At 60.6% G+C, this 20,930-nt stretch carries 20 protein-coding genes and 5 tRNA genes; 3 read left to right on the top strand and 22 right to left on the bottom strand.

Features of this window, described 5'->3' with window-relative positions:
• Nucleotides 1-50: 50 nt before the first annotated feature.
• From vanT to csaB, 12 genes are all read right to left on the bottom strand, one after another.
• Nucleotides 51-1,208 (bottom strand): serine racemase VanT catalytic subunit, encoded by a 1,158-nt coding sequence (vanT, locus tag H6B51_RS05460; RefSeq protein WP_204882716.1) that lies wholly within the window; start codon nucleotides 1,206-1,208, stop codon nucleotides 51-53.
• Nucleotides 1,201-1,674 (bottom strand): LbetaH domain-containing protein, encoded by a 474-nt coding sequence (locus H6B51_RS05455; RefSeq protein WP_204882715.1) that lies wholly within the window; start codon nucleotides 1,672-1,674, stop codon nucleotides 1,201-1,203. The genes vanT and H6B51_RS05455 overlap by 8 nt, the downstream gene beginning before the upstream one ends.
• 5 nt (nucleotides 1,675-1,679) lie before the next feature.
• On the bottom strand, nucleotides 1,680-2,408 hold the full coding sequence (locus H6B51_RS05450; protein ID WP_204882714.1) for a D-alanyl-D-alanine carboxypeptidase family protein: 729 nt from the start codon (nucleotides 2,406-2,408) through the stop codon (nucleotides 1,680-1,682).
• The gene (gene vanG / locus H6B51_RS05445) at nucleotides 2,405-3,442 is read right to left on the bottom strand and encodes a D-alanine--D-serine ligase VanG (RefSeq protein ID WP_204882713.1); all 1,038 of its coding nucleotides are present in this window, start codon (nucleotides 3,440-3,442) and stop codon (nucleotides 2,405-2,407) included. Before vanG ends, H6B51_RS05450 begins: the two co-directional genes overlap by 4 nt.
• 126 nt (nucleotides 3,443-3,568) lie before the next feature.
• On the bottom strand, nucleotides 3,569-4,666 hold the full coding sequence (locus H6B51_RS05440) for a sensor histidine kinase (RefSeq protein WP_243421151.1): 1,098 nt from the start codon (nucleotides 4,664-4,666) through the stop codon (nucleotides 3,569-3,571).
• Nucleotides 4,659-5,351, bottom strand: coding sequence for a VanR-ABDEGLN family response regulator transcription factor (gene vanR / locus H6B51_RS05435; protein ID WP_204882711.1), 693 nt, complete (start codon nucleotides 5,349-5,351; stop codon nucleotides 4,659-4,661). The genes H6B51_RS05440 and vanR overlap by 8 nt, the downstream gene beginning before the upstream one ends.
• Before the next feature lie 252 nt (nucleotides 5,352-5,603).
• A complete protein-coding gene (rpoD, locus tag H6B51_RS05430) occupies nucleotides 5,604-6,827 on the bottom strand; it encodes an RNA polymerase sigma factor RpoD (RefSeq protein ID WP_204882728.1) in 1,224 nt (407 codons plus the stop codon).
• 103 nt (nucleotides 6,828-6,930) lie between these two features.
• Nucleotides 6,931-8,721 carry a DNA primase gene (dnaG, locus tag H6B51_RS05425; protein WP_204882710.1) on the bottom strand — a complete coding sequence of 597 codons (1,791 nt, stop codon included), beginning with the start codon at nucleotides 8,719-8,721 and terminating at the stop codon, nucleotides 6,931-6,933.
• A 67-nt stretch (nucleotides 8,722-8,788) separates the two neighbouring features.
• On the bottom strand, nucleotides 8,789-9,793 hold the full coding sequence (locus H6B51_RS05420) for a deoxyguanosinetriphosphate triphosphohydrolase (RefSeq protein WP_204882709.1): 1,005 nt from the start codon (nucleotides 9,791-9,793) through the stop codon (nucleotides 8,789-8,791).
• Nucleotides 9,794-9,892: 99 nt separating this feature from the next.
• Nucleotides 9,893-10,588 carry an HAD family hydrolase gene (locus H6B51_RS05415; protein WP_204882708.1) on the bottom strand — a complete coding sequence of 232 codons (696 nt, stop codon included), beginning with the start codon at nucleotides 10,586-10,588 and terminating at the stop codon, nucleotides 9,893-9,895.
• Nucleotides 10,589-10,674: 86 nt separating this feature from the next.
• Nucleotides 10,675-11,748, bottom strand: a complete 1,074-nt coding sequence (locus H6B51_RS05410; RefSeq protein WP_243421149.1) for a glycosyltransferase — start codon at nucleotides 11,746-11,748, stop codon at nucleotides 10,675-10,677.
• Nucleotides 11,745-13,982, bottom strand: a complete 2,238-nt coding sequence (gene csaB / locus H6B51_RS05405) for a polysaccharide pyruvyl transferase CsaB (RefSeq protein ID WP_204882707.1) — start codon at nucleotides 13,980-13,982, stop codon at nucleotides 11,745-11,747. The genes H6B51_RS05410 and csaB overlap by 4 nt, the downstream gene beginning before the upstream one ends.
• A 113-nt stretch (nucleotides 13,983-14,095) precedes the next feature.
• Between csaB and H6B51_RS05400 the strand changes: the two genes are divergently transcribed.
• Both H6B51_RS05400 and H6B51_RS05395 read left to right on the top strand, forming a co-directional pair.
• Entirely contained in the window at nucleotides 14,096-14,632 is a 537-nt protein-coding gene (locus H6B51_RS05400; RefSeq protein WP_204882706.1) for a DUF4330 domain-containing protein, read from the top strand.
• 59 nt (nucleotides 14,633-14,691) lie between these two features.
• Complete coding sequence (locus H6B51_RS05395; protein WP_204882705.1) at nucleotides 14,692-15,246, top strand: phosphatase PAP2 family protein; 555 nt, start codon at nucleotides 14,692-14,694, stop codon at nucleotides 15,244-15,246.
• Nucleotides 15,247-15,311: 65 nt separating this feature from the next.
• Here H6B51_RS05395 and H6B51_RS05390 read toward each other — a convergent pair whose 3' ends face one another.
• Both H6B51_RS05390 and H6B51_RS05385 read right to left on the bottom strand, forming a co-directional pair.
• Complete coding sequence (locus H6B51_RS05390) at nucleotides 15,312-16,505, bottom strand: coenzyme F420-0:L-glutamate ligase (protein ID WP_204882704.1); 1,194 nt, start codon at nucleotides 16,503-16,505, stop codon at nucleotides 15,312-15,314.
• An 86-nt stretch (nucleotides 16,506-16,591) separates the two neighbouring features.
• Nucleotides 16,592-17,491: a LysR family transcriptional regulator gene (locus H6B51_RS05385; RefSeq protein WP_204882703.1), complete on the bottom strand. Its 900-nt coding sequence runs from the start codon at nucleotides 17,489-17,491 to the stop codon at nucleotides 16,592-16,594.
• Nucleotides 17,492-17,602: 111 nt separating this feature from the next.
• Here H6B51_RS05385 and H6B51_RS05380 point away from each other — a divergent pair, with 111 nt between their 5' ends.
• On the top strand, nucleotides 17,603-17,746 hold the full coding sequence (locus H6B51_RS05380) for a hypothetical protein (protein ID WP_204882702.1): 144 nt from the start codon (nucleotides 17,603-17,605) through the stop codon (nucleotides 17,744-17,746).
• Between the two features lie 295 nt (nucleotides 17,747-18,041).
• On the opposite strand, the gene H6B51_RS05375 is transcribed toward H6B51_RS05380, so the two are convergent.
• The 8 genes from H6B51_RS05375 to H6B51_RS05340 all read right to left on the bottom strand — a co-directional run bounded on the left by H6B51_RS05375 (nucleotide 18,042) and on the right by H6B51_RS05340 (nucleotide 20,677).
• Nucleotides 18,042-18,115, bottom strand: a tRNA-Cys gene (locus H6B51_RS05375).
• Nucleotides 18,116-18,156: 41 nt separating this feature from the next.
• Nucleotides 18,157-18,232, bottom strand: a tRNA-Gly gene (locus H6B51_RS05370).
• Nucleotides 18,233-18,321: 89 nt separating this feature from the next.
• Nucleotides 18,322-18,397, bottom strand: a tRNA-Phe gene (locus tag H6B51_RS05365).
• Between the two features lie 65 nt (nucleotides 18,398-18,462).
• Nucleotides 18,463-18,539: transfer RNA gene (locus tag H6B51_RS05360), tRNA-Asp, on the bottom strand.
• Nucleotides 18,540-18,574: 35 nt separating this feature from the next.
• Nucleotides 18,575-18,650, bottom strand: a tRNA-Val gene (locus H6B51_RS05355).
• A gap of 99 nt (nucleotides 18,651-18,749) precedes the next feature.
• Nucleotides 18,750-19,628, bottom strand: a complete 879-nt coding sequence (gene hslO, locus H6B51_RS05350; protein ID WP_204882701.1) for an Hsp33 family molecular chaperone HslO — start codon at nucleotides 19,626-19,628, stop codon at nucleotides 18,750-18,752.
• 4 nt (nucleotides 19,629-19,632) lie between these two features.
• Entirely contained in the window at nucleotides 19,633-20,379 is a 747-nt protein-coding gene (locus H6B51_RS05345; protein ID WP_204882700.1) for a class I SAM-dependent DNA methyltransferase, read from the bottom strand.
• Entirely contained in the window at nucleotides 20,369-20,677 is a 309-nt protein-coding gene (locus tag H6B51_RS05340) for a YerC/YecD family TrpR-related protein (protein WP_204882699.1), read from the bottom strand. Before H6B51_RS05340 ends, H6B51_RS05345 begins: the two co-directional genes overlap by 11 nt.
• Between the last annotated feature and the right edge of the window lie 253 nt (nucleotides 20,678-20,930).

The following is a 20,930-nucleotide window of genomic DNA, read 5'->3' as shown; positions in this document are numbered from 1 at the left end:
AGGGCCTGTCGCGATATCCCGCGACAGGCCCTCCGTTTGTTATTTTAAAGTCAGAAAAGGTTCTCTTTCTTCGGTTTTGCCGCAAAGGCAGCCGTTACCACCGGCAGGCGGTGGGACAGGCGGGAGAGCAGCTCGTTGGTAATGGTGCCACACTGACGGGCCAGATTCTCGGCGGAGATGACTTGCCCTCCGTCCCTGCCCATGAGGGTGACCACGTCGCCGGGGGCGGCGTGAGGGGCATGGGTCACATCCACCAGCAGCTGGTCCATGCACATTCTGCCCACCATGGGGCAGCGTTGCCCGGCCAGAAGGACGGCGCCGCCCCGATGTGGCAGATCTCTGGGCAGGCCGTCGGCATAGCCGATCGTGACCGTAGCCAGCCGCCGGGCATCCTTGGCCCGAAAGGCCAGACCGTATCCCGCGCCCTCTCCGGGAGCCAGGGTACGCACGGAGGCCACTCGTGCCCGCAAAGATAGCACTGGTATAAGATCCAGCGCTTGCCTTGTGGGCCTGCCGTCGCTGGTGACTCCGTAGAGAGCGATGCCAGCCCGGGCCCAGGTGCAGGGTTGGGGCGGCAGGTTCCAGATGCCGTAGCTGGCTTGAATATGAGTCTCTCCGGGGGCATATCCCTGTGCTCGCAGCCATTGGAGCGCTCCGTAGAACCGCTTCAGCTGCTCCTGGGTAAAGGACAGATCCTGAGTCTGAAGACTGTCTGAAACGCACAGATGGGAGAATACCCCCCGGATATTTAGCCCAGCCAGTCCATACAGGCGAACCAGAGCCGCCCGGTCTTCTGCTGGGATGCCCAGGCGGTGCATCCCGGTGTCCAGTGCCAGATGGACCGGAACGGGCAGGCCCCGGGCGGCCAGTGCCTGTCCATGAAGCTCGTCGGCCACGGTTTGGACCAGTTTCCACCGAATCAGTTCCTCCGCCTCCCAGGGAGAGGTGTAGCCCAGGATCAGGATCTCGCCACGGATCCCTGCCTGGCGGAGGGCGATCCCCTCGTCCAGGCAGGCCACCGCGAAGGCTCGGATCCCTTCCCGTTCCAGCCGGCGGGCAGTGGGGATGGCCCCGTGACCGTAAGCGTCGGCTTTGACCACTGCCATTAGGCGGCAGCCGGGAGCCAGGGCTGTCTGGAGGATGTGTGCGTTGTGAGCCAGGGCGCTGAGATCCACCTCCCGCCAAGCTCGGTTTTTGGAATCAGACATGGCCATCCCCCCGCTTTAGGATCCGGGGCGGCCCGGCTACCACAGTGCACCCTTCCGGAATGTCTTGGCACACCACCGCCCCCGCTCCGATCTTTGCGCCTGCCCCCACCTTTATGTCCCCCACTATCACTGCGCCGGCGCCGATCAGGCAGTTAGGACCGATGAAGGGGGCCTTTCCACCTACTTCTCCGATGGTCACGTTTTGATAGATCCGGCAGCCCGGCCCAATGGTGGCATAGCGGGAGATGTAAACGCCGTGCAGCCCGTGGGGAAGGACTGGCCGTCCCTGAATCACAGCCTCGGGACCCAGGTAGCCTCCGTGCCGCCGGGCGGAGCGGTTGAGCAGGAGGGTCCAGAGATCCCGGGTCAGCCTGTGCCTGGCCCGGCCGCGCAGGCCATACAACCGCCAAAGGCCGCCCATCCGATCCCCTCTGGACCAATAGGTGAAGAATCCTCGTATGGACATGGCGGTCACCTCCAGGTGGTGACCACGAAGCCGCCGCAGTTGTCCGCCGATATTTGGCAGGGGAGGGCCTGGGTATCCTCCCCGTTGGGACGGTCCGTACCCCGGCAGTATTGGATCTGAAAGATCCGGGCGCCCGCCTGGGTGGTCAAGGGGCGTCGGGTATGGTCCCGGCGCAGCAGGAGCAGGTATTCCTCCAGGGTAAGGCCCAGGCGGACCATGAGCTGGGCATGAGGCACGCCAACGTAACGAAAATGCCAGGGCTCATGGGCGATGCCGGTAATTTCCTCCTTTCCGGCGGGATAACGGAGAATGAAGCCGAAATCCGCCGCTCGCCGGCGGAAGGCGCCGCACACGCCGTCGTAGGGGAAAAGGGGGCGGATAAAGTCGATCTCCGGGGCTGCCAGCCCCAGATCGATGGCCAGGCCCGTCTCGTGCTCACTGTGCCCAGGGCAGGCCACGTACTGCCGGGTAAAGACTGCCCCCTCCCGGGCCAGGGTTTGATCCCAGATGGCCTGTTGTTCCTTCCGGCTCCGCCAGCCGGATACAGGGACGATGTGCTCCTCGCCTCCTACCGATCGGATGCAGGCGTTGAGCAGGGCTGCCGCCCGCTGCGCCAACAGGACCTCCGGCCAGCGGGGATCCACGGCGATCAGCTCCGGGCAGGAGGCGTCTGGGATGGAATGGGCGGCATTTACCAGGAGCAGAGGATCGGCGGTTTGGATCTGCGCCCTCATGCTCCCACCTCCGTCTCCATGATGCGGGTGATCAACTGGGAAAAGTCCAGGCCGATCGCTTTCATCATGTTGGGATAGCGGCTGTGGGCGGTAAAGCCGGGGATGGTGTTCACCTCGTTGAAGATGACCTCTCCTGCCGGGGTGAGGAACGAGTCCACCCGGGCGAAGCCTTTGCAGTCCAGGGCCCGGTAGATGACCTTGGCCGCCGCCTGGATCTCCGCTGCTTTTTCCGGCGGAATGCGGGCGGGACAGTGAATGGAGGAGGTTTTCAGGGTATATTTTTCCTCAAAATCAAAGAAGCCATGGGATAGCTCGATCTCATCCACCGCTCCCACGGTCAGATCTTCTGTGCCCAGTACGGCGCACCCCACCTCAAAGCCGGGGATGGCTTCTTCCAGCAGCAGCTCCCGGTCATTGGCAAAAGCGGTGGCTGCCGCGTCCGCCAAGCCAGCAGGACCGGTGACCCGGGTGACGCCAAAGGAGGAGCCAGCCCGGACAGGCTTTACAAAGAGCGGAAAGCCCAGCGCGGCTGCCGCCTGCTCCAGCTCATCGAGCGGGACACCCTGGTGGAACAGCTGGCTCCGGGGGACTTTTATCCCGGCCAGAGCCACCAGCTTATGGGCCCGGTCCTTGTCCATGCACAGGGCGGAGGACAGAGTACCGCAGCCGATGACGGGGATACCCGCCAGCTCCAGCAGGCCCTGGAGCGTGCCGTCCTCACCGTTTTTTCCGTGGAGTACCGGGAAGGCGGCGTCGAAGGAGAGAGAACTCCCGCTGCCGTCCAGCAGCAGCAGTTTCCCACTGCCCCGGTCAGGGCAGAGGGCGCAGGGGATCCAGGGTTCCTCCTGCCAGCGGTCCTCCGGGATGGCGTCCAGCGGCCCGGCGTAGTACCGCCACTGTCCATTCCGGGTGATGCCCACCGGGATGGGAAGATAGCGGGAGCGGTCCAGGTGGGTCAACACCGCGTGGGCAGACTGAAGGGACACACCGTATTCGGTAGAACAGCCCCCGAAAAAAACCAAAATCTGTTTCATACAAAAAACCTCCCAAAAAACAACGCCTTGCTTTGGCACTGAAATCGTACCAAAACAAGGCGTTGTCTGTGTTTCTTTTCCCTTGTGAAGTTCCTGTGATATTCTGTGAAAAATCTTGTGATTTTCTTACAGGGGCAGAGTGACGGTAAAAACCACCTGTTCCTGGGCGCTCTGGGCGGTGATAGCGCCGCCGTGGGCCTCCACGATCTCCTTGGCAATGGCCAGGCCCAGCCCGGCGTTGCCGGTGTGGCTCCCCCGGGAGGGATCCAGGCGGAAGAACTGCTCAAACATCCTGGAGAGCTTTTCCGGCGGAATGGTGGCCCCGGCGTTCTGAAAGGTGATGGTCACCTGAGCGTCTGCCTCCCAGGCCTTCACATACAGAGTAGAACCGGGATAGGCATAGTGACAGGCGTTGTTGAGCAGGTTGTCAAAGACTCGGGCCATTTTATCCGGGTCACAGATCAGCCGCAGCTCACCGGGCAGATCCAGAGCGCAGGTCATCTGCCGCCGGGCCAGGACCGGTCCGAATTCGCTGCACATCTGCTCCAGGAGCCGCTTCAGATCCACGTCCCGTTTTTCCAGCTCCAGGTGGGAGAGGCTGAACCGGGTGATATCAAAGAATTCGTTGATAAGATCCTCCAGCCGCTCGGCCTTTTCCAGGGCCACGCCGGTGTACCGGGCCTGCATCTCAGGGGAGAGCTGTGGCTCGTCCCGCAGCAGGGTGAGATAGCCAATCACGCTGGTCAAGGGGGTTTTCAGGTCATGGGCCAGGTAGACCACCAGATCATTTTTCCGCTGCTCAGCCTCTTTGGCGGTACGGGCGCCCAGCAGGGCCTGCTCCCGTACCAGATTGAGCTGATCCTCCGCCGATTGCAGGGTTTGGGGCAGACGGATGGGGGAGGCTGTGGGGTGGGCCAGCTCCTCCGCCCCGGCCAGCAGCCACTCCATGTCCCGGGCGGAGCGACCGATGAACACATAGCTGATGACCACCCAGCCCGCCAGCACCGTCAGCGCGCACACGAACACAATATAATCCCGTACCCAGGTGAGGAGCTGGTAAAGGGGGCTCCCCGCATACCAGGTGACGCTGGAGCAGACCAGAACGCCCATAAAAACCATAGCGATCACCGCCGCTACCCAGGCCAACAGAGCCAGCAGATACCGGCCCCAGGCCCGCCGGCCCGCACGCCTGGCCCGCTGTTCCCGCAGTTCCGCGTTATTCAATGGTATAACCCACCCCCCAGACCGTTTTGACGAACTTGGGCTTGCGGCTGTTTTCATGCATTTTTTCCCGCAGGCGGGCAATGTGGCTCATGACGGTGTTGTTGCTGTCCATAAATTTCTCTCCCCACACCGCTTCGAAGAGCTCCTCGCTGGACACCACATGTCCCTGGCGGCTGCACAGGTACCACAGGATGGAAAATTCCAGGGGGGTCAGGGTAAGTTCTTCCCCGAAAAGGGTGCATTTGTGGTTGGTGCTGGAGATCTGCAATCCCCGAATGTCATACTCCCGAGGAGTTTCCATGCCACTGCCCGGATTGTAGCGGGTATAGCGGCGCAGCTGGGTCTTGACCCTGGCCACCAGCTCCAGGGGGTTGAAGGGCTTTGTAATATAATCATCGGCGCCCAGGGTAAGGCCGGTGATCTTATCCATATCCTCTACCTTGGCTGTGAGCATGATGATGGGGAACAGATACCGCTCTCGGATTCTCTGACAGAGAGCAAAGCCGTCCATGTCGGGCAGCATCACATCCAGAATGGCCAGGTCCAGCGGTTTCCGCTCCACGCAAGCCAGGGCCCCGGCGGCGTCCGTACATTTATGCACGGTGTAGCCCTCGTTATTCAAATAGATCTCCACCAGGTTGCCGATGGCAGCCTCATCATCCACAATCAATATCTCGCCGCTCATGCCGCGTTCCCACCCATCCGGTTATGCTTGGTGGACCGGAATGGTCCCCCAAGGATCCATAATATATCAATATACCACAATGCGGGATGGATTTCCACTTTTCCGCTCCAACGGAATGGGGTCGGGCAGACTGTGGAGGCGTGTGGGAGGGCCTGACTCATCGGTAGGATTCACACGGGGGATGACGGTCCGGTACGCCACGGCCTGGCAAAACGGCCCCCGGCGGTAACTTCCGCCGGGGGCCGCCGACATTCAGTTCAAAAAGTCCTTCAGCTTCTTGGAACGGGAAGGATGACGCAGCTTCCGCAGTGCCTTGGCTTCGATCTGGCGGATGCGCTCCCGGGTGACGTTGAACTCCTTGCCCACCTCTTCCAGCGTGCGGGTACGGCCGTCCTCGATGCCGAAGCGGAGCTTCAGCACCTTTTCCTCCCGCTCGGTGAGGGTGCCCAACACGGACACCAGCTGCTCCTTCAGCAGGGTAAAGGAAGCGGCCTCGGAGGGTTCGGAGGCGTCCTCGTCGGGGATAAAGTCTCCCAGATGAGAGTCCTCCTCCTCGCCGATGGGGGTCTCCAGGGAGACTGGCTCCTGGGCGATCTTCAGGATCTCCCGCACCTTGTCCACCGGCATGCCCATCTCCTCGGAGATCTCCTCGGGGGAGGGATCGTGGCCCAGCTCCTGGAGAAGCTGACGGCTTACCCGGATGACCTTGTTGATGGTTTCCACCATATGGACAGGGATACGGATGGTACGGGCCTGATCGGCGATAGCCCGGGTGATGGCCTGACGGATCCACCAGGTGGCGTAGGTGGAGAACTTGTAGCCCTTGGTGTAGTCAAACTTTTCTACCGCTTTAATGAGGCCCAGGTTGCCCTCCTGGATCAGATCCAGGAAGAGCATGCCCCGGCCCACATACCGCTTGGCGATGGACACCACCAGCCGGAGGTTGGCCTCGGCCAGCCGCTGCTTGGCGGCCTCGCCCCGCTTCACCAGCCGGCGCAGCTCCCTCAGCTCCTCATCGGACAGGGTGATGCTGCCATCCTGCTCCAGCTCGGCCAGCTGCTCCTTGGCAGCATCTCCGGCCCCCATATCCTGGGCCAGCTGGACCTCCTCATCGGGGGTGAGCAGGTTGACCTTGCCGATCTCCTTCAGGTACATCCGGACCGGATCGTCGATACCGAAGGAGTCCACCAGGGTATTGGGGTCTACGATTTCCTCCTCGGGCAGCTCCTCGATTTCATTGAGCTCCTCCAGAGGGGGCATCACGTCGTCGGCCAGCTCGGGCAGATAATCATCTCCCACGGTGTCGATGCCCAGATTCTCCAGGGTATCATAGATCTTGTCCATCTGCTCGCTGCCCAGGTCCATGTTCTCCAGCACGTCCATCAGCTCGCTGGAGGACAGCTTGCCGTTTTTCTTGCCCCGCTCAATGAGCTCGGCCAGCTTTTCGGCGCCCTGGACGCCCTCGACCACCTTCATGACCTCAATCTTGCCCTGCTCCATTTTCTTGGCGTTGTCCCGGGCCAGCTTGGCCTGATCCTCCAGGGTCAGAGTAAGCTCCTTTTTTCCGGTGGTTTTCTTCTCACTCATGTGGTTGTCCTCCATACGATTTTTTCTCTCTGAGTTTGTCACGGACCGCCAGAAGGGGGTCCTGTCCGGTGCCGCCCCGCTTGGCGGCCTCTGTTCTGATAATGGTTAAGTAGTCGCGCAGGGCCTGACCACTGTTGGCCATGGACTGTGGTTCCTCCAGGATCCCGGCCAAATGGCTCATCTCTTCTGGGGAGAGAGCTGCCGACAGTGCTCCGGGCTGAAGACTGAGCCCTTGGCTGTGGCGCTGTCGCAGCAGCACGAACAGCTTGGCCAGCAGGGGAGAGGAGAAGCTCTCCGGTCCCAGATCCACCAGCTGATCCAGCAGTGGAGGCTCCAGCAGTGCCAGTCGAATGATCCCCTCCTCCGCTCGGGCGGAACGGATATTCTCATACCGCAGCTCTCTGGCCTTGGGCTGGAGCTGGGCGGCGGGGGTAAGATTTTTCCGCTCCTGAGCCTTTTTGGCCCGCAAGGTTTTGTCCTTCCGGTAGCGGGCTACTTCCTGGGCCATGGCCTGACCGGAAATACCGGCGGCGGAGGCAGCCTTGTTGCCGTAGAGCTCCCGCTCAATGGGGCTCTGAAGGGCGGCCACGGCGGCCACGGCGTCCTTCAGGTAGGCCAGCCTGCCCTCCTCAGTGGACAGGTCGTGACGGGTACGCAGGCTGTCCAGCCGGTAATCGTTTTGTTCGGCGCTGCCGCTGAGGCACTTCTCAAAGGCGGCGGCGCCGAATTTTTTGATGAAATCATCCGGGTCCTGCTTGATGGGTTTGCCCTGATCGTCAAAGGCGTTGGGCAGCTGGAGTACCCGCACGGAGAGATCGGCATTTTTCAGGATATTGAGCACCCGGTCGGTGGATTGCTTCCCGGCGGCATCATTGTCATAGCAAAGTACCAGCTCCTTGGTGTATCGGGCCAGGATCCGGGCGTGCTCCTCGGTGAGAGCTGTGCCCATGGTAGCCACCACGTTGTCAAAGCCCGCCTGGTGCAGGGTGATCACATCGATGTTGCCCTCCACCAGGATCAGGTTGGGGCGTTTGGTGTTTTTGGCATAGTTGAGGGCGTAGATCAGCCGGCTCTTTTTGAACAGCAGGGTCTCCGGACTGTTCAGGTACTTGGCCCCCTCCAGGCCAGGCAGGATACGGCTGGTAAACCCCACCACGTCTCCCCGCACATCAATGACGGGGAGCATAAGCCTGCCCCGAAACTTGTCGTAGATACCGCCGTTTTTACCGCCCACTGCCAGGCCGGCATCGATAAGCTCCATTTTGGTGTAGCCCTTGGCGGTCATGGTCTTTATCAGAGGGTCCCACTGGTCGGGAGCGGCTCCCAGGCCGAAGCGGGTGGCAAACCGAGGTGAGATACGCCGCTGGGCGATATAGTCTCGGACCTGGGCCCCCCAGGGCTCTTTCAGACAGCTGTGGTAAAATCGGGCGGCATCCTTGCACAGGGCCAACAGCCGGGCCCGTTTTTGGCGGAAGGCCTCGTTTTCTCCAGCCTCCGGGACCTCCATCCCCGCCCGCTTTGCCAGCAGGCGTACCACGTCCACAAAGGGCAGGTTCTCCATCTCCATAATAAAGGAGATCACCCCGCCGCCCTTGCCGCAGCCAAAGCACTTGTAAATCTGCCGGTCTGGTACCACGTGAAAGGAGGGGGTCTTTTCGTTGTGGAAGGGACAGCAGCCCCACAGGCTCCCCCCCTTGGGGGTGAGATGCACGTAGCTTCCCACCACGTCGGCGATATCGGTGCGGGCCACCAGCTCGTCAATAAATTGCTCAGGAATAGCCAAGGCGGCCCTCCTTCCGACTATCTTTTCCAATGTATGCCAGGTTCATACCCGGTTCAGTAAAGGTTGGTCACTTTACGCTCCAGGACTTTGGGATGAACGCGTCACAGAACTGCTCCACCGCGTATTTGTCGGTCATGCCGGAGATATAATCGCAGACGGCCCGCTCCACTCCCTCGCTCAGCCGGATGTCCTGGTACTCCGGGGGCAGCTTGTCCGGGTTTTTGCAATAATGCTCAAACAGACGGCGAATCAAGTCCTGGGCCTTGCCCTCCTCGCCTTTGGCCACCGGGTTTCGGTAGACGTACTCAAACATGAACTCCCGCAGCTGGTGCATGGCCTCTTTGCAGGCTGGGGATTGGAGGATGTCGTTTTTGCCGGCGGACTGGGTGATGATATCCACCGTCAGGGTGTTGATACGTTCGGAATGAGTAAAGCCCAGCACCTGGGAGATGGACAGGGGAATATCCATGGGTAAGATGATCTTGCCCCGCATGGCGTCGTCGATATCGTGGTTGATGTAGGCGATCTTGTCAGCCAAACGGAGGAGGCGGCCCTCCAGAGTCTCGGCCTGATCGGGGCCGGTGTGACACAGGATGCCCCGGCGCACCTCGTAGGTCAGGTTGAGACCCTCGCCCTCCTTCTCCAGCCGGTCCACCACGCGAAGGGACTGCTGATTGTGGGCAAAGCCTCCGGGCATGATCTCATTCAGTACGCGTTCTCCGGCGTGGCCAAAGGGGGTGTGGCCCAGATCATGGCCGTAGGCCGCCGCTTCCGCCAGATCTTCGTTCAGATGAAGACCCCGGGCGATGGTGCGGGCGATGCGGCTGACTTCGATGGTATGGGTCATGCGGGTGCGGTAGTGGTCCCCCTCCGGCTCCAGAAACACCTGGGTCTTGTGCTTGAGCCGGCGGAAGGCCTTGGAGTGGACGATGCGGTCAATGTCCCGCTGGAAGCAGGTCCGGGTGGGACATGGTTCCAGCGGAATCTGCCGTCCTTTGGACCGGATAGACAGACAGGCGTAGGGAGAAAGGAGCGCTTCTTCGGCGGCTTCGGTCTGTTCCCGCAGCAGCATGGGCGTTCACCAGCCTCTCAGCAAATTCAGCCTTTACCCTCTATGTATACGCCATCCCCTAAGCAAAACCCTTCTTTTTGCGCAAATTTTCTCTTCTGCTCACAAAAGCTTCTGTGATCCGGGGCGAATTTCGTCAGTTTGACCACCCAGGAGGAAGGCCTGGAGAGCTCCGGGGGAGGAGAAGATCCGTTTAGCCCCCTGTTCGGTCAGCAAGGCACTGTCCCGGAACCCCCAGCTTACCGACAGGCAGGGGAGGCCGGCGTTGCGGGCGGTCTGGATATCCACCTCCGAGTCCCCTACATAGACCGCCCCGCCGGCTTCGGCCCCCAGCTCGGCCAGGGCCCGGAACACCGTATCGGGGGCGGGCTTCCGCGCCACTCCCTGGGATTCCCCGATGGCCACTGGCACCAGGCTGCCAAAGTAACTCCGGCACAGGCCTTTTACCGCACCGTCAAACTTGTTGGACACCACCGCTACCCGAATGCCCGCCCGGGCCAGGGACTCCAACAGCTCGGGCACCCCGGAATAGGGAGCGGTGTGGTCGGACATATGGGCGGCATAGTAGGCCCGGAACTCAGACAGGCATTGAGCCTCCAGATCGGGAGCGGTACCAGCCGGTACCGCCCGGCAGATGAGCAGCCCTACTCCGTTGCCCACGAACTGGCGGATCTCATCCAGGGAGCGCAGAGGCATCTGATGTAGGGAAAGAACGTGGTTGACACTGTCGGCCAGATCCTGAAGTGTGTCCAGCAGGGTACCGTCCAAATCGAAGATTACGGTGGAATAGGGAAGCATAGGAAACCTCCAGTAGCAATAAAATGGCGGAATGAACAGCGAACAAGGTAGCTCAGGGGCGGCCGTCAGGCCGCCCCTGAGACAGGTCAGTAAAGTCCGTTGGCGGAAAGGATCTGGATCACGTCATCGGCCCGGCAGGACCATGCCGCTGCTGCGGCGTGATCCTGCCGACGCTGGGCCAGCCAACCCTCAGGCTCCTCCAGAGCCCGCATGCACAGGCGGACAAATTCTCCTGGGGAGCGGGCGGCGTAGATCACGTCGGGGAAGTGCTCGATCTGATCGGGGTAGACCATAGCCACAATAGGCTTGCCCGAGGCCAGGTACTCATAGATCCGGTTGGGTACGATATCCCCCCGAAACTCCGTCTTGCGAAGCAGATGGAGGCAGACATCGAACCGGGCCAGGTAATCGGGGATATCCACCTGGAGCTGGGGTCCCTCGATGATCACGTTGGGCAGCCGCTCCAGAGCGGGCAGCATAGGGTTATACTCCTGCCTGCCCACAAAGACAAAGGTATACCTGGGCATGGCCCGGGCCGCCTGGATCACCGGAGACAGGTCCAGGTCGTGCCACAAAGTGCCGGTAAAGCCCAGCACCGGCCCGGAGATCCGCCGCAGGGAGGGGGGGCATTCTGCGTCAGGCCGGGTAAACATGGGAAAGCTCACCCCGTTGGGGATAAGGGCAATGTTGTCGCTGCACGGGGATAAATGATCCACCAGTCCGTCTGAGGCAGCAAAGACCACGTCGGCCTCCAGTACCAGGTCGCTCTCCCACTCCAGGGGGAAGTCCAGCCAGTCCTGGTGGCAGTCGTATACCAGACCCTGGTGAGGAATGGCGGAGAGCAGATCCACCTGGTCGGGAGAGGTACACCACAGCAAAGGCTCCCGAAACCGGTGGCGATCCATCAGCTTGAGGATATAGTGGCCCAGCTTTCGGGCCCGGTACATCCGGCGAAACCGGTGATCCTCCTCTGCCTCAGGTACCGGGGGCAGGGCGTAGACCGTCAGCCCGGGCCGCACCTTCCGGCCAGGCTTTCGCCAGTCCCGGCTGGGAGGCTCCAGAAAAAGGATCTTGGCATCCTTTAGCCGGGTCATCAGCTGCTGGGTGCGGGTGGGGACATGGCTCCAGGGCTCGGGAGCCAGACAGAGTATCTGTTTCAACGGGTGGTCGCCTCCAAAAGGGAGCGGGCGGTGAGACGATTCTTTTCCTCCACCTGCCGCAAGCGGTCTACGCCGCCGGCTAGGAATTCCTTGTCTCCGATACGGGCGTAGACGGCGTCAATATAGGAACAGAGGGATTGCACCGTCACTTTGTCCAGATCCAGAAACAGATCCTGCCCGATATAGGACAGGAAGGAGCTGATCTTCTGGTCGTATACCACCCCCACCAGAGGCACCCCTTGCCCGGCGGCAAACACAAGTGCGTGGAGGCGCATGGACACCACCGCCTGCATTCGGGCAAATAGGCCAATGGTGTGGTCGGAGCTGCCAGTGGTAGGCAGGATGTGATAGGGCGCCTTCATGTGTCGGGCGGTGAGCCGAGCGGCCTCCACATCAAGCCGGGGCTCAATGGGCAGAAAAACAGGAATAAGGCCGTACTTTTCGTAGGCATAGTCGGCGGCAGCGGCAAACGCGGGGGCCTTTTCCTCGTAACCGGGCCATGGCCGCAGAGCAAAGCCAATATATCTGCCCTTGGGGTCGATACCCTGACTCTCCAGCACTCCGTCGATCACCGTGTCAGGGGCAGGAGGCAGGGTGACGGTGGGATCAGCGGAGAGGAGAATATGGGGGGTGGTGACGCCCATGTCGTCCAATTCATCCTTGGAGTGGGTGTCCCGGAGGGTGATGGCATCCACATATTTCTGAAGCACCCTGGCGGCCCGGCGGCGGTTGGCCTGGGAATGGATGGGGCCGATGCCGCAGCCATACATCATCACTTGATTGCCCAGCCGTTTAGCCCATGAGATAGTGAACAGGTAGAACCACAGGGAACGGTGGCTGGTCACATCCTGCATCAGGGATCCCCCGCCATTGATATACAGCCGGGTCTTTGCCATCCGCCGGAGGAATTTATGGGGGGCGAAGGTATAAATGGAGTTGACCCGGTAGGTCTGCCGGGTCTCCGCCGGACTGCGGGAGAGCACCCATACGGGCAGATCGGGGTCGATCTGCCGTAACTCAGCCACGATGGCCTCCAGGATGGCGTCGTCTCCGGCGTTGCCCCGGCCATACGCTCCGCACACCAGAGCCCCGTCCCGACGGCCGCATGTTCGGGCCTGACGGCGGAGAATGGTCTCATAAATAGTGAGTTGCCGCTGAAGAGTGCTCTCCAGTGAGTAGTCCGCCTTGGCCCGCTGATAAAGACGCTGACCCATATTGCGGCGGAGCTCTGGGTCCTGGGCCAGGGTGATGAGGTGGCGGGAGAGAGCTTCGGCGTCCCCGGCCTCAAAAAGCAGCCCGTGGACCCCGTGTTCGATGAGATAGGGCACGCCGCCCACCCGGCTGGCCACGGTGGGCAGACCTGCCCGGGCCCCTTCGGTGAGGGAATAGGGGAAGGTTTCTGACAGGGAGGTGAGAGTATTCACATCCAGGGCATTATAAAAGCTGTCGGTGTCAGAGATCCAGCCGGCAAAGCACACCTGCCGGGATACCCCAAGCTCACCGGCCAGACTTTTGAGCATGTCCATTTGCTCCCCATCGCCGGCGATGAGCAGCCGCAGCTGGGGGCAGACCTGATGAGCCAGAGCAAAGCCTCGCACCAGAGTGGCGATATCCTTTACCGGATTGAGCCGGGCGGCAATACCCACCACCACCGAGCTATCGTCGGCCTCCAGCCCCACGCTCTTCAGGTATTCAGGCCGGCTCAGGGTCGGGATGCGGGGAGTGAAGTCGATACCGTTGTAGATGGTAAACAGCTTGTCCGGGTCGAAGTTCCGGGAGATGAGCAGGTCGGTCATGGCGTCGGATACGCCAATGCGATAGTCCAGCTTTCGTAGGGCGATGGTATTGATGGTACCGTAGGTGAGTCGGGAAATAGGGCGGCCCAGATAGTCCAGCCGGTAGTCCGAGTGGACGGTGGTGACCACCGGCAGGCCGGTGGCCTTCCGTAGCATGGCGCCCATCATGTTGCCCCGGGCGCCATGGCAGTGAAGGATCTGGTAGCCTCCCTCCAATACCATTTTTTTCAGAACATTCCTGGTTTTGAACAGGTTTTTACCGGCGAGCACCACGGTGGGGATGCCTAACTCCCTGGCCTCCTGAGAAAACTGACCCTCCATAAAGCATACCATGGTCACATCCACGCCGGGGGTGCGGGTCAGATTTTGCAGCAGGGAGTGGACATGGGTCTTGGCGCCGCCGCTGTCTCCGCCGGAAATGAGGTGCATGACCTTCATGGAATAAAACCTCCAAAGAAAGTACTTGTCTCGGGATAGGTAAATATGATACAATATCTCGGTACCATTGTACCAAGCGCGACATGAATTTACAACCTTGGAGGCTGCAAAAGATGATAGATGAAAAAGGAAGGCTGTTTGGCAAAATCAACATTGTGGATCTGCTGGTGATCCTGGTGGTGTTGATTGCCGCCGTGGTGCTGGGGTTGAAATTCCTGAAGCCCAATGTCACAGGTGGTGAGCTGGAGACCGAGGACGGACTGGTGCCGGTAACCTATACTGTGTTGGTGGAGAATGTCCTTCCTGAAGTATACGAGAGTGTGCAGAAGTATATCCCCGGGACCATGATGGCCTCCGGCGAGCTGTTGGACGGCCAGATCGTGGATGTGGACGCCGCCACCCATTATAACGATTTCCTGGTGGAGACCGACGACGGCGCAGAGCTCATCGAGGTGGATCAGGGTCGCCTGGATTTAACCTTTACCATCCAATGCAACGTGGCAAACCCCATTACCACTCTCATCGGCGCTCAGGAAGTGCGGGTGGGCAAGACCCACATCGTCAAGACCGATAAGTTTGAGATGGTAGGAACCATTCTGACCTGTGAGTGGGGGGCGAATACCGCCGCTTCGGGGAATGAGGCGGAATAAACGTATCATCTTAGGGGCGGCGGGCAACCTGCCGCCCCTTTTCCGTAGGAGGAATGACCATGCCGGAATGGCTGTTCAACGTTGACGGGGAGATCCTGCTGTGGATCCAGGAGGCGTTGCGGTGCGCTCTGCTCACCCCGGTGCTCACTGTTTACACGCAGCTGGGAAACGCGGGCCTGTTGTGGATCGCCCTGTCCCTGATTCTGCTCTGCTTTCCCAAGACCCGGAAGGCAGGCTTTGTCAGCCTGCTGGCCATGCTGCTGGGACTGCTGTGCACCAATGTAGTGCTGAAGCATCTGGTGGGCCGTACCCGGCCCTGGCTGACGGTGGAGGGGCTGGTGCATCTGGTGGCCGAGCCCGACCCCAACTCCTTTCCCTCGGGCCATACCTGTGCCGCCTTTGCCGCTGCGTCCGCATGGTGGCGTACCCTGCCCTGGCGGTGGATGAAGATCACCGCCGTGGCCATGGCGGCGGTGATGGGCTTCTCCCGGCTGTATGTGGGGGTCCATTTTCCTACCGATGTGTTGGCCGGCGCAGCGGTGGGCCTGCTGTGCGGCTGGATGGCCTGGCTGCTCTGGAAGCGGCTGGCTATCTGGCGGGGCTGGCAGATATAATGCGAAAATAAACAAAAGGATGGCCTGTCGCGGCTGCGACAGGCCATCCTTTTGCGAAAAATGAATTATTCCGTGGTGTAATTGTCAAAATAGCCCTGGATGTAAACAATGGGAGTGCCCTTGTCGCCGGAGCCGGAGGTCAGATCGCACAGAGAGCCGATCAGGTCGGTGAGCCGGCGGGGAGTGGTGCCCTGGGCGGCCATGTTGCCCACCAGGGAGCCATCCTTCTTCTTGATCTCACCCTTGATGGCATCCCGCAGGGCTTCGCCGGACAGGTCGGCGAAGTTGTTGTCGGCCAGATACTTCAGCTTCAGCTCGTTGGGAGTGCCCTCCAGGCCGGCGGTGTAGGCGGGGGAGACCACCGGGTCGGCCAGCTCCCAGATCTTGCCTACAGGATCCTTAAAGGCGCCGTCACCGTATACCATGACCTCCACGTGCTTGCCGGTGGCGGCCAGGAGCCGGGCCTGAATGTCCTCCACCAGGTCCTGGCAGGGTCGGGGGAAGAGCTTTACCTTGTCCTCGGTAGACTTGTTGGAGCCCAGCAGGCCGTATTTCTCATTGCACCCGCTGCCGTTGACAGGAGCGGTCATGATCTCGTCCAGGCAGAACACCTTTTCCGCCCCAGCGGCCAACAGGCGGCGCTTGGTGCGGGCACGGGTGTGGATGTCGCAGGCCAGCACATTCTTGGTGTAGGGCAGGATGGCCCGGGCGTCATTGGCGAAGATGACCTCAACCTCGGCGCCGCACTCCCGGATCAGGTTGGAATAGTAATCCACATAGTCCACGCCGGTAAAGGGGTGGAGGGAGCAACCGAAGAGCTCCCGATAACGCTCCAGGCTCAGCACATCCTTGTAGGGGTCCACGCCCTTCTCGTCCATCAGATCCTCGTCGATCAGGTGGTTGCCCACCTCGTCGGAGGGATAGGACAGCATGAGGACGATCTTCTTGGCACCCTTGGCAATGCCCCGCAGACAGATGGCAAAGCGGTTGCGGCTGAGGATGGGAAAGATGACGCCGATGGTCTCGCCGCCCAGCTTGGCCTTCACGTCGGCGGCAATGTCCTCCACCGAGGCGTAGTTCCCCTGGGCACGGGCCACAATAGCCTCGGTCATGGCCACCACATCCCGGTCACGGACAGAGAAAGCGCCCTCCTTGACGGCCTCCAGCACGGACCCGGTGACGATCTCCGCCAGGTCATCTCCGCTGCGGATAATAGGGGCGCGGATCCCCATCGATACGGTGCCGACCATCCGGCTCATAGAACAACACTCCTAGATATTTCAATTCGCTGCTCCATTGCAGCAGACACATTATACTATAATTTTGCGGGTATGTAAAATATTTTTTAGGCCGGTTTGAGCCCCTGGGATGCGCACCAGCGGCGTACGTCCTCCAGGAAGCGGGCGGTGAGAGGGGAGAGGGCCTTCCCGCTGCGCACCGCCAGGGCGATGTCCCGGAACCGGGGCCGCTCCAGGGGGATGGCGGCAAAGGTATGGCCGGAGCCCTCCAGCACAAGCTCAGGCCGGATGCTGATGCCAAGGCCCTGCTCTACCATGGCCAGAATGGCAAAGTCGTCGTTGACGGTGTAGCGCAGATTGGGATGAACGCCTTCTTCCTGAAAAATCTGACCAATTTCCACATCCCGCTCCTCGGGGATCCAGATAAAGGGGTCCTCAGCCAACCTGGCCATGGGATAGCAGGGGGCGTGAGCCAGAGGGTGGTCAGGAGGGAGCACGGCCATAAACTGGTCCCGGCACAGAGGGTAGACGTCCAGCCCTTCCCCGGCGGGCAATCCCAGAAAGCCGCAGTCCGCCTGACCCTTGCGCAGCAGATCCTCCACTTCCGCGAACTCCCATTTGCTTAGCAGCTCGAAGCGGATGCCGGGATATTGGGCCAAAAAGTCCTTCATGATGGGGGGCAACCAGTGGATGGAAACACTGGCGAAGGAGCCCACCCGCAAGGTGCCCTGGGTGAGTCCGTGGAGATGGGCTACCTGTTCCTCCAGCTCCTTTTGGGCGTTGCACACCGCCCGGAGGGAGGGCAGCAGAGCCTCGCCGGCGGCGCTGAGGTGGACGCCCCCCCGGCTGCGGATCAGCAGCTCTATGTCCCACTCCTGTTCCAGGGCCGCGATCATCCGGCTGGCCGCCGATTGGGTGTAGCCCATGGCCTCCGCCGCCCGGGTAATGCCCCCCAGCTCCACCGTTTTCAGCAGGATCTGATATTTGGTCAGGCTCACAGATATCATTCCATTCTATCATGTTATATATGAAAAATATTCGTTTGCATCATGGATAATCCTATTGTATACTGTAATCAGAAGAAAGGCAAGCGCCGGAGACAGAAAGGAGCGAGTTTCATGAAGGAGAACAGAACGGTGGGTATGGACCTGAAGCGGGGCGGCTATGAGCTGATGGGCAAGGCCATGTCGGTGGACATGATGCGGACCTACTGGAAGGGAAGCCCCTGGAAGGCACTCCGAAACTGCCTGCGGGGCGAATAATATTGATCTCTGCCCTTGGTTGGGGAGGAGTATAGAAGCCCCCGACCGCCGTGGTGTTCACGGCGGTCGGGGGCTTCAGACGGTTGAAAAAGACCTTGTGGTCATTATGGCGAAACCGCCGGGGTCCCGCACGGTGGGGCTGCGCGTTTGCGCCGTACGAGCGTTTTGCAGCAGGAAAAACCTCGGCGCAGGGGAAATTCATTTGCCCCGAGCATGTTAAATCTCCGAAGGGGGAGGCGGCTTCAGGCCACCGGAACCTAAAAAAGAAGCACCTGCTTTGCAGGTGCTTCTTTTTTGGAGGCGACACCCAGATTCGAACTGGGGGTGGAGCTTTTGCAGAGCTCTGCCTTACCACTTGGCTATGTCGCCATATGGATAACAGGAAGGTGAAACCTTCCTGCTATCATTTTTGGAGCAGGTGACGAGGCTCGAACTCGCTACCTCCACCTTGGCAAGGTGGCGCTCTACCAGATGAGCTACACCTGCATATCCCATCCTATGCGGAACGGGGAGGGGAAATGCTACTTTTTAGAAGGTGCCCCCGGTGGATACCTTGGGGTATCCACCGGGAACGGTGGTGCCTCCGGCCGGAATCGAACCAGCGACACGGGGATTTTCAGTCCCCTGCTCTACCAACTGAGCTACAGAGGCAAATGGTGATGTGGGAGTGGCCTTTGCCACATCCTTTGGATGCCCACATCGAAACTAAGAAAAAATGGCGACGCGGAAGGGACTTGAACCCTCGACCTCCGGCGTGACAGGCCGGCGTTCTAACCAACTGAACTACCGCGCCAGACGGTAGGGGGTACGGGAGCTCCCAGAAGGGAGTGGTGGGAACAACAGGGCTCGAACCTGTGACATCATGCTTGTAAGGCATGCGCTCTCCCAGCTGAGCTATGCTCCCTCGTCCTTGTTGCGCTTGCGTCGGAGCCAAGCGACGGATGTTATTATACAAGAACGCCCCCAGGTTGTCAACCATTTTTTTCGATTTTTTTCAGAAAGATCAGAGCGAGGCCAGAAGGGTCTGTAGCTCTTCGCCTGTATAGTGGTATACCTTGTCGCAAAACTGGCAGGTAAGCTCCGCCTTGCCCTGATCCTGAATGAGAGACTCCAGCTCCTCCCGGCCCATGCTGATGAGGGCCCGGGTGACCCGGTCCCGGGAGCAGTAGCATCGGTATTCCACCGGTTCTTCGGCCAGCACCTCCAGCTCGAAGGCGGAGAGCACCCGCTCCACCAGGCTCCGGGCGGTCTCACCGTTGCGCATGGCCTCGGTGACCGGGCCCACCTGGGCGATGCCCTGCTCGATGGCGGAGATGACGCTGTCGTCGGCGCCGGGCAGCAGCTGGATCAGGTAGCCTCCGGCGCACAGCACGCTCTGGTCCACGTCCACCAGTACCCCCAGGGCGCAGGCGGAGGGGATCTGCTCACTCTCGGCGAAGTAGGAGGTCACGTCCTCGGCGATCTCACCGGAGACCAGGGGGATGGTGCCCACGTAGGGCTCCTTCAGGTTCATGTCCTTAATGACGGTGAGAGAGCCGTTCTTGCCTACGGCGGCCCCCACGTCCAACTTGGCAGGCCCCTTCAGGGGCAGGTCCACCAGGGGGTTGACCACATAGCCTCTGGCATTGCCGGCGCTGTCGGCTACCACGGTGATACCCCCCAAGGGGCCGTCCCCCTTGATACGGAGTGTCACCGAGCCGTTATCCTCCTTGAGCTGATTGCCCATCATGGAGGCGGCCATGAGGCTGCGGCCCAGGGCGGCGGTAGCCACCGGCAGGGTGTGATGGATCTGTCTGGCCCGCTCCACCATGGCTTTGGCCGAGATGGCCGAAGCCTTTACAGGAGCGTTTTTGGCCAGGACGCGGATGATGGTATCTGACATAGTGTTACGATTCCTTTCGCGCGACGAAGAAAATACGCCCTTCCCCCGGTTTGGGAGAGCGCATTTTCAGCTCGCCATATTGCCTGATGTGCCGGAAACCGGCCTGACGGAGCATGTCCTCCAACTCCTGGGGCTGATAGGCATACTCCTCGTGGATCTCCTCCTCCCGGCGCCACAGTCCGTCCTCTTCCAGGCAGAACAGGTCGAAGCCGTAGGTGCAGATCCGCCGGCGGGGAGAATATTCCGCCCGCCAGACGCAATAGGCCTCCTCGTCCTCGTCCAGAAAGATCTGGCCGTCCAGCCCCTGGAGCTTGTCCGGTGTGTTGATGTCAAAGAGGAAGAGGCCGCCGGGCATGAGAAAGGTGTGAACCCGCTGAAAGGCCCGGGCCAGCGCCCTGGGCCGAGTGACGTAGTTCACACTGTCCAGGCAGCAGACGCAGGCATCAATGGTGCCGTATAGGTCCAGTCCTTCCATAGCCTGGTGGAGAAAAATCGGGGGAATGCCCTGGGCCTCCCGGCACTTTTCCGCCGCCTGGGCCAGCATTTCCTCGGAGAGATCCACGCCAATCATCTCATAGCCCCGATTGGCCAGCTCCAGAGTAAGGGAACCGGTGCCACAGGCCAGGTCCAGTACCGTATGGATGGGCAGACGGGAGCGGGCGAAGTGCTTTTCCAAATAATCCGCCCACCGTCGGTAGTTTACATCGGCGGTGAAGCGGTCGTAGCACCCCGCCAGGTACTCATACGCCATCGTCGTTCAGCTGGGCCTTGATCCGGGGCAGCACCGCCTGATAGCCGTCGGCCCCGTACTGGAGGGAGCGGTTCACCCGGCTGATGGTGGCGCTGGAGGCGCCGGTGCGCTCCAGAATATCGTTGTAGATCATCCCGTTGGAGAGAAGCATGGCCACCTCAAACCGCTGCTCCATGGCCCGGAGCTCCGCCACGGTGCACAGGTCTGAGAAAAACTTCCGGCATTCGTCCAGGTCCTTCAAGGTGAGGATCGCCTCATAGAGCAGATCGCTGTGCTCCCGTTTTTCACGCTTTGTCATCCTGTATTTGCCCTCCTGAAGATTCTCTGTTTCGCGGCTTGGCGGGGAAACGGAGACCGCCCGCAACCTCTATATTATCAAAGTGAAGTGTAAAAGTAAACCACTTTTTTCAGAATTCCCGTTTGACCAAGAATGAGGGAATGGATCCTCCCTTTTTTTACAAAATTCCGCCTTGAATCGGAGAAAAAAGCGTATTATAATACCTGCTGGGGGAAAAGGATCCCCAGCCATTGCCGGCGGGAAAAGGCCAAGG

This window comes from Pseudoflavonifractor phocaeensis (assembly GCF_016901955.1).
GTDB classification, from domain to species: Bacteria; Bacillota; Clostridia; order Oscillospirales; family Oscillospiraceae; genus Flavonifractor; species Flavonifractor phocaeensis_A.
The sequence above is the reverse complement of the archived record's forward strand: the minus strand, read 5'-3'. Positions and strand labels throughout refer to the sequence as shown.

What these genes read in the sequence shown, in the direction of transcription:
- vanR (WP_204882711.1), bottom strand. Translation starts at nt 5,351, where the DNA reads ATGAGCGGCGAGATATTGATTGTGGATGATGAGGCTGCCATCGGCAAC.
- hslO (WP_204882701.1), bottom strand. Translation starts at nt 19,628, where the DNA reads ATGTCAGATACCATCATCCGCGTCCTGGCCAAAAACGCTCCTGTAAAG.
- H6B51_RS05395 (WP_204882705.1), top strand. Translation starts at nt 14,692, where the DNA reads ATGCCGGAATGGCTGTTCAACGTTGACGGGGAGATCCTGCTGTGGATC.
- H6B51_RS05420 (WP_204882709.1), bottom strand. Translation starts at nt 9,793, where the DNA reads ATGCTGCTGCGGGAACAGACCGAAGCCGCCGAAGAAGCGCTCCTTTCT.
- H6B51_RS05340 (WP_204882699.1), bottom strand. Translation starts at nt 20,677, where the DNA reads ATGACAAAGCGTGAAAAACGGGAGCACAGCGATCTGCTCTATGAGGCG.
- csaB (WP_204882707.1), bottom strand. Translation starts at nt 13,982, where the DNA reads ATGAAGGTCATGCACCTCATTTCCGGCGGAGACAGCGGCGGCGCCAAG.
- H6B51_RS05415 (WP_204882708.1), bottom strand. Translation starts at nt 10,588, where the DNA reads ATGCTTCCCTATTCCACCGTAATCTTCGATTTGGACGGTACCCTGCTG.
- H6B51_RS05385 (WP_204882703.1), bottom strand. Translation starts at nt 17,491, where the DNA reads ATGATATCTGTGAGCCTGACCAAATATCAGATCCTGCTGAAAACGGTG.
- H6B51_RS05400 (WP_204882706.1), top strand. Translation starts at nt 14,096, where the DNA reads ATGATAGATGAAAAAGGAAGGCTGTTTGGCAAAATCAACATTGTGGAT.
- vanG (WP_204882713.1), bottom strand. Translation starts at nt 3,442, where the DNA reads ATGAAACAGATTTTGGTTTTTTTCGGGGGCTGTTCTACCGAATACGGT.
- H6B51_RS05380 (WP_204882702.1), top strand. Translation starts at nt 17,603, where the DNA reads ATGAAGGAGAACAGAACGGTGGGTATGGACCTGAAGCGGGGCGGCTAT.
- rpoD (WP_204882728.1), bottom strand. Translation starts at nt 6,827, where the DNA reads ATGAAGGTGGTCGAGGGCGTCCAGGGCGCCGAAAAGCTGGCCGAGCTC.
- H6B51_RS05390 (WP_204882704.1), bottom strand. Translation starts at nt 16,505, where the DNA reads ATGAGCCGGATGGTCGGCACCGTATCGATGGGGATCCGCGCCCCTATT.
- H6B51_RS05345 (WP_204882700.1), bottom strand. Translation starts at nt 20,379, where the DNA reads ATGGCGTATGAGTACCTGGCGGGGTGCTACGACCGCTTCACCGCCGAT.
- H6B51_RS05455 (WP_204882715.1), bottom strand. Translation starts at nt 1,674, where the DNA reads ATGTCCATACGAGGATTCTTCACCTATTGGTCCAGAGGGGATCGGATG.
- vanT (WP_204882716.1), bottom strand. Translation starts at nt 1,208, where the DNA reads ATGTCTGATTCCAAAAACCGAGCTTGGCGGGAGGTGGATCTCAGCGCC.
- H6B51_RS05450 (WP_204882714.1), bottom strand. Translation starts at nt 2,408, where the DNA reads ATGAGGGCGCAGATCCAAACCGCCGATCCTCTGCTCCTGGTAAATGCC.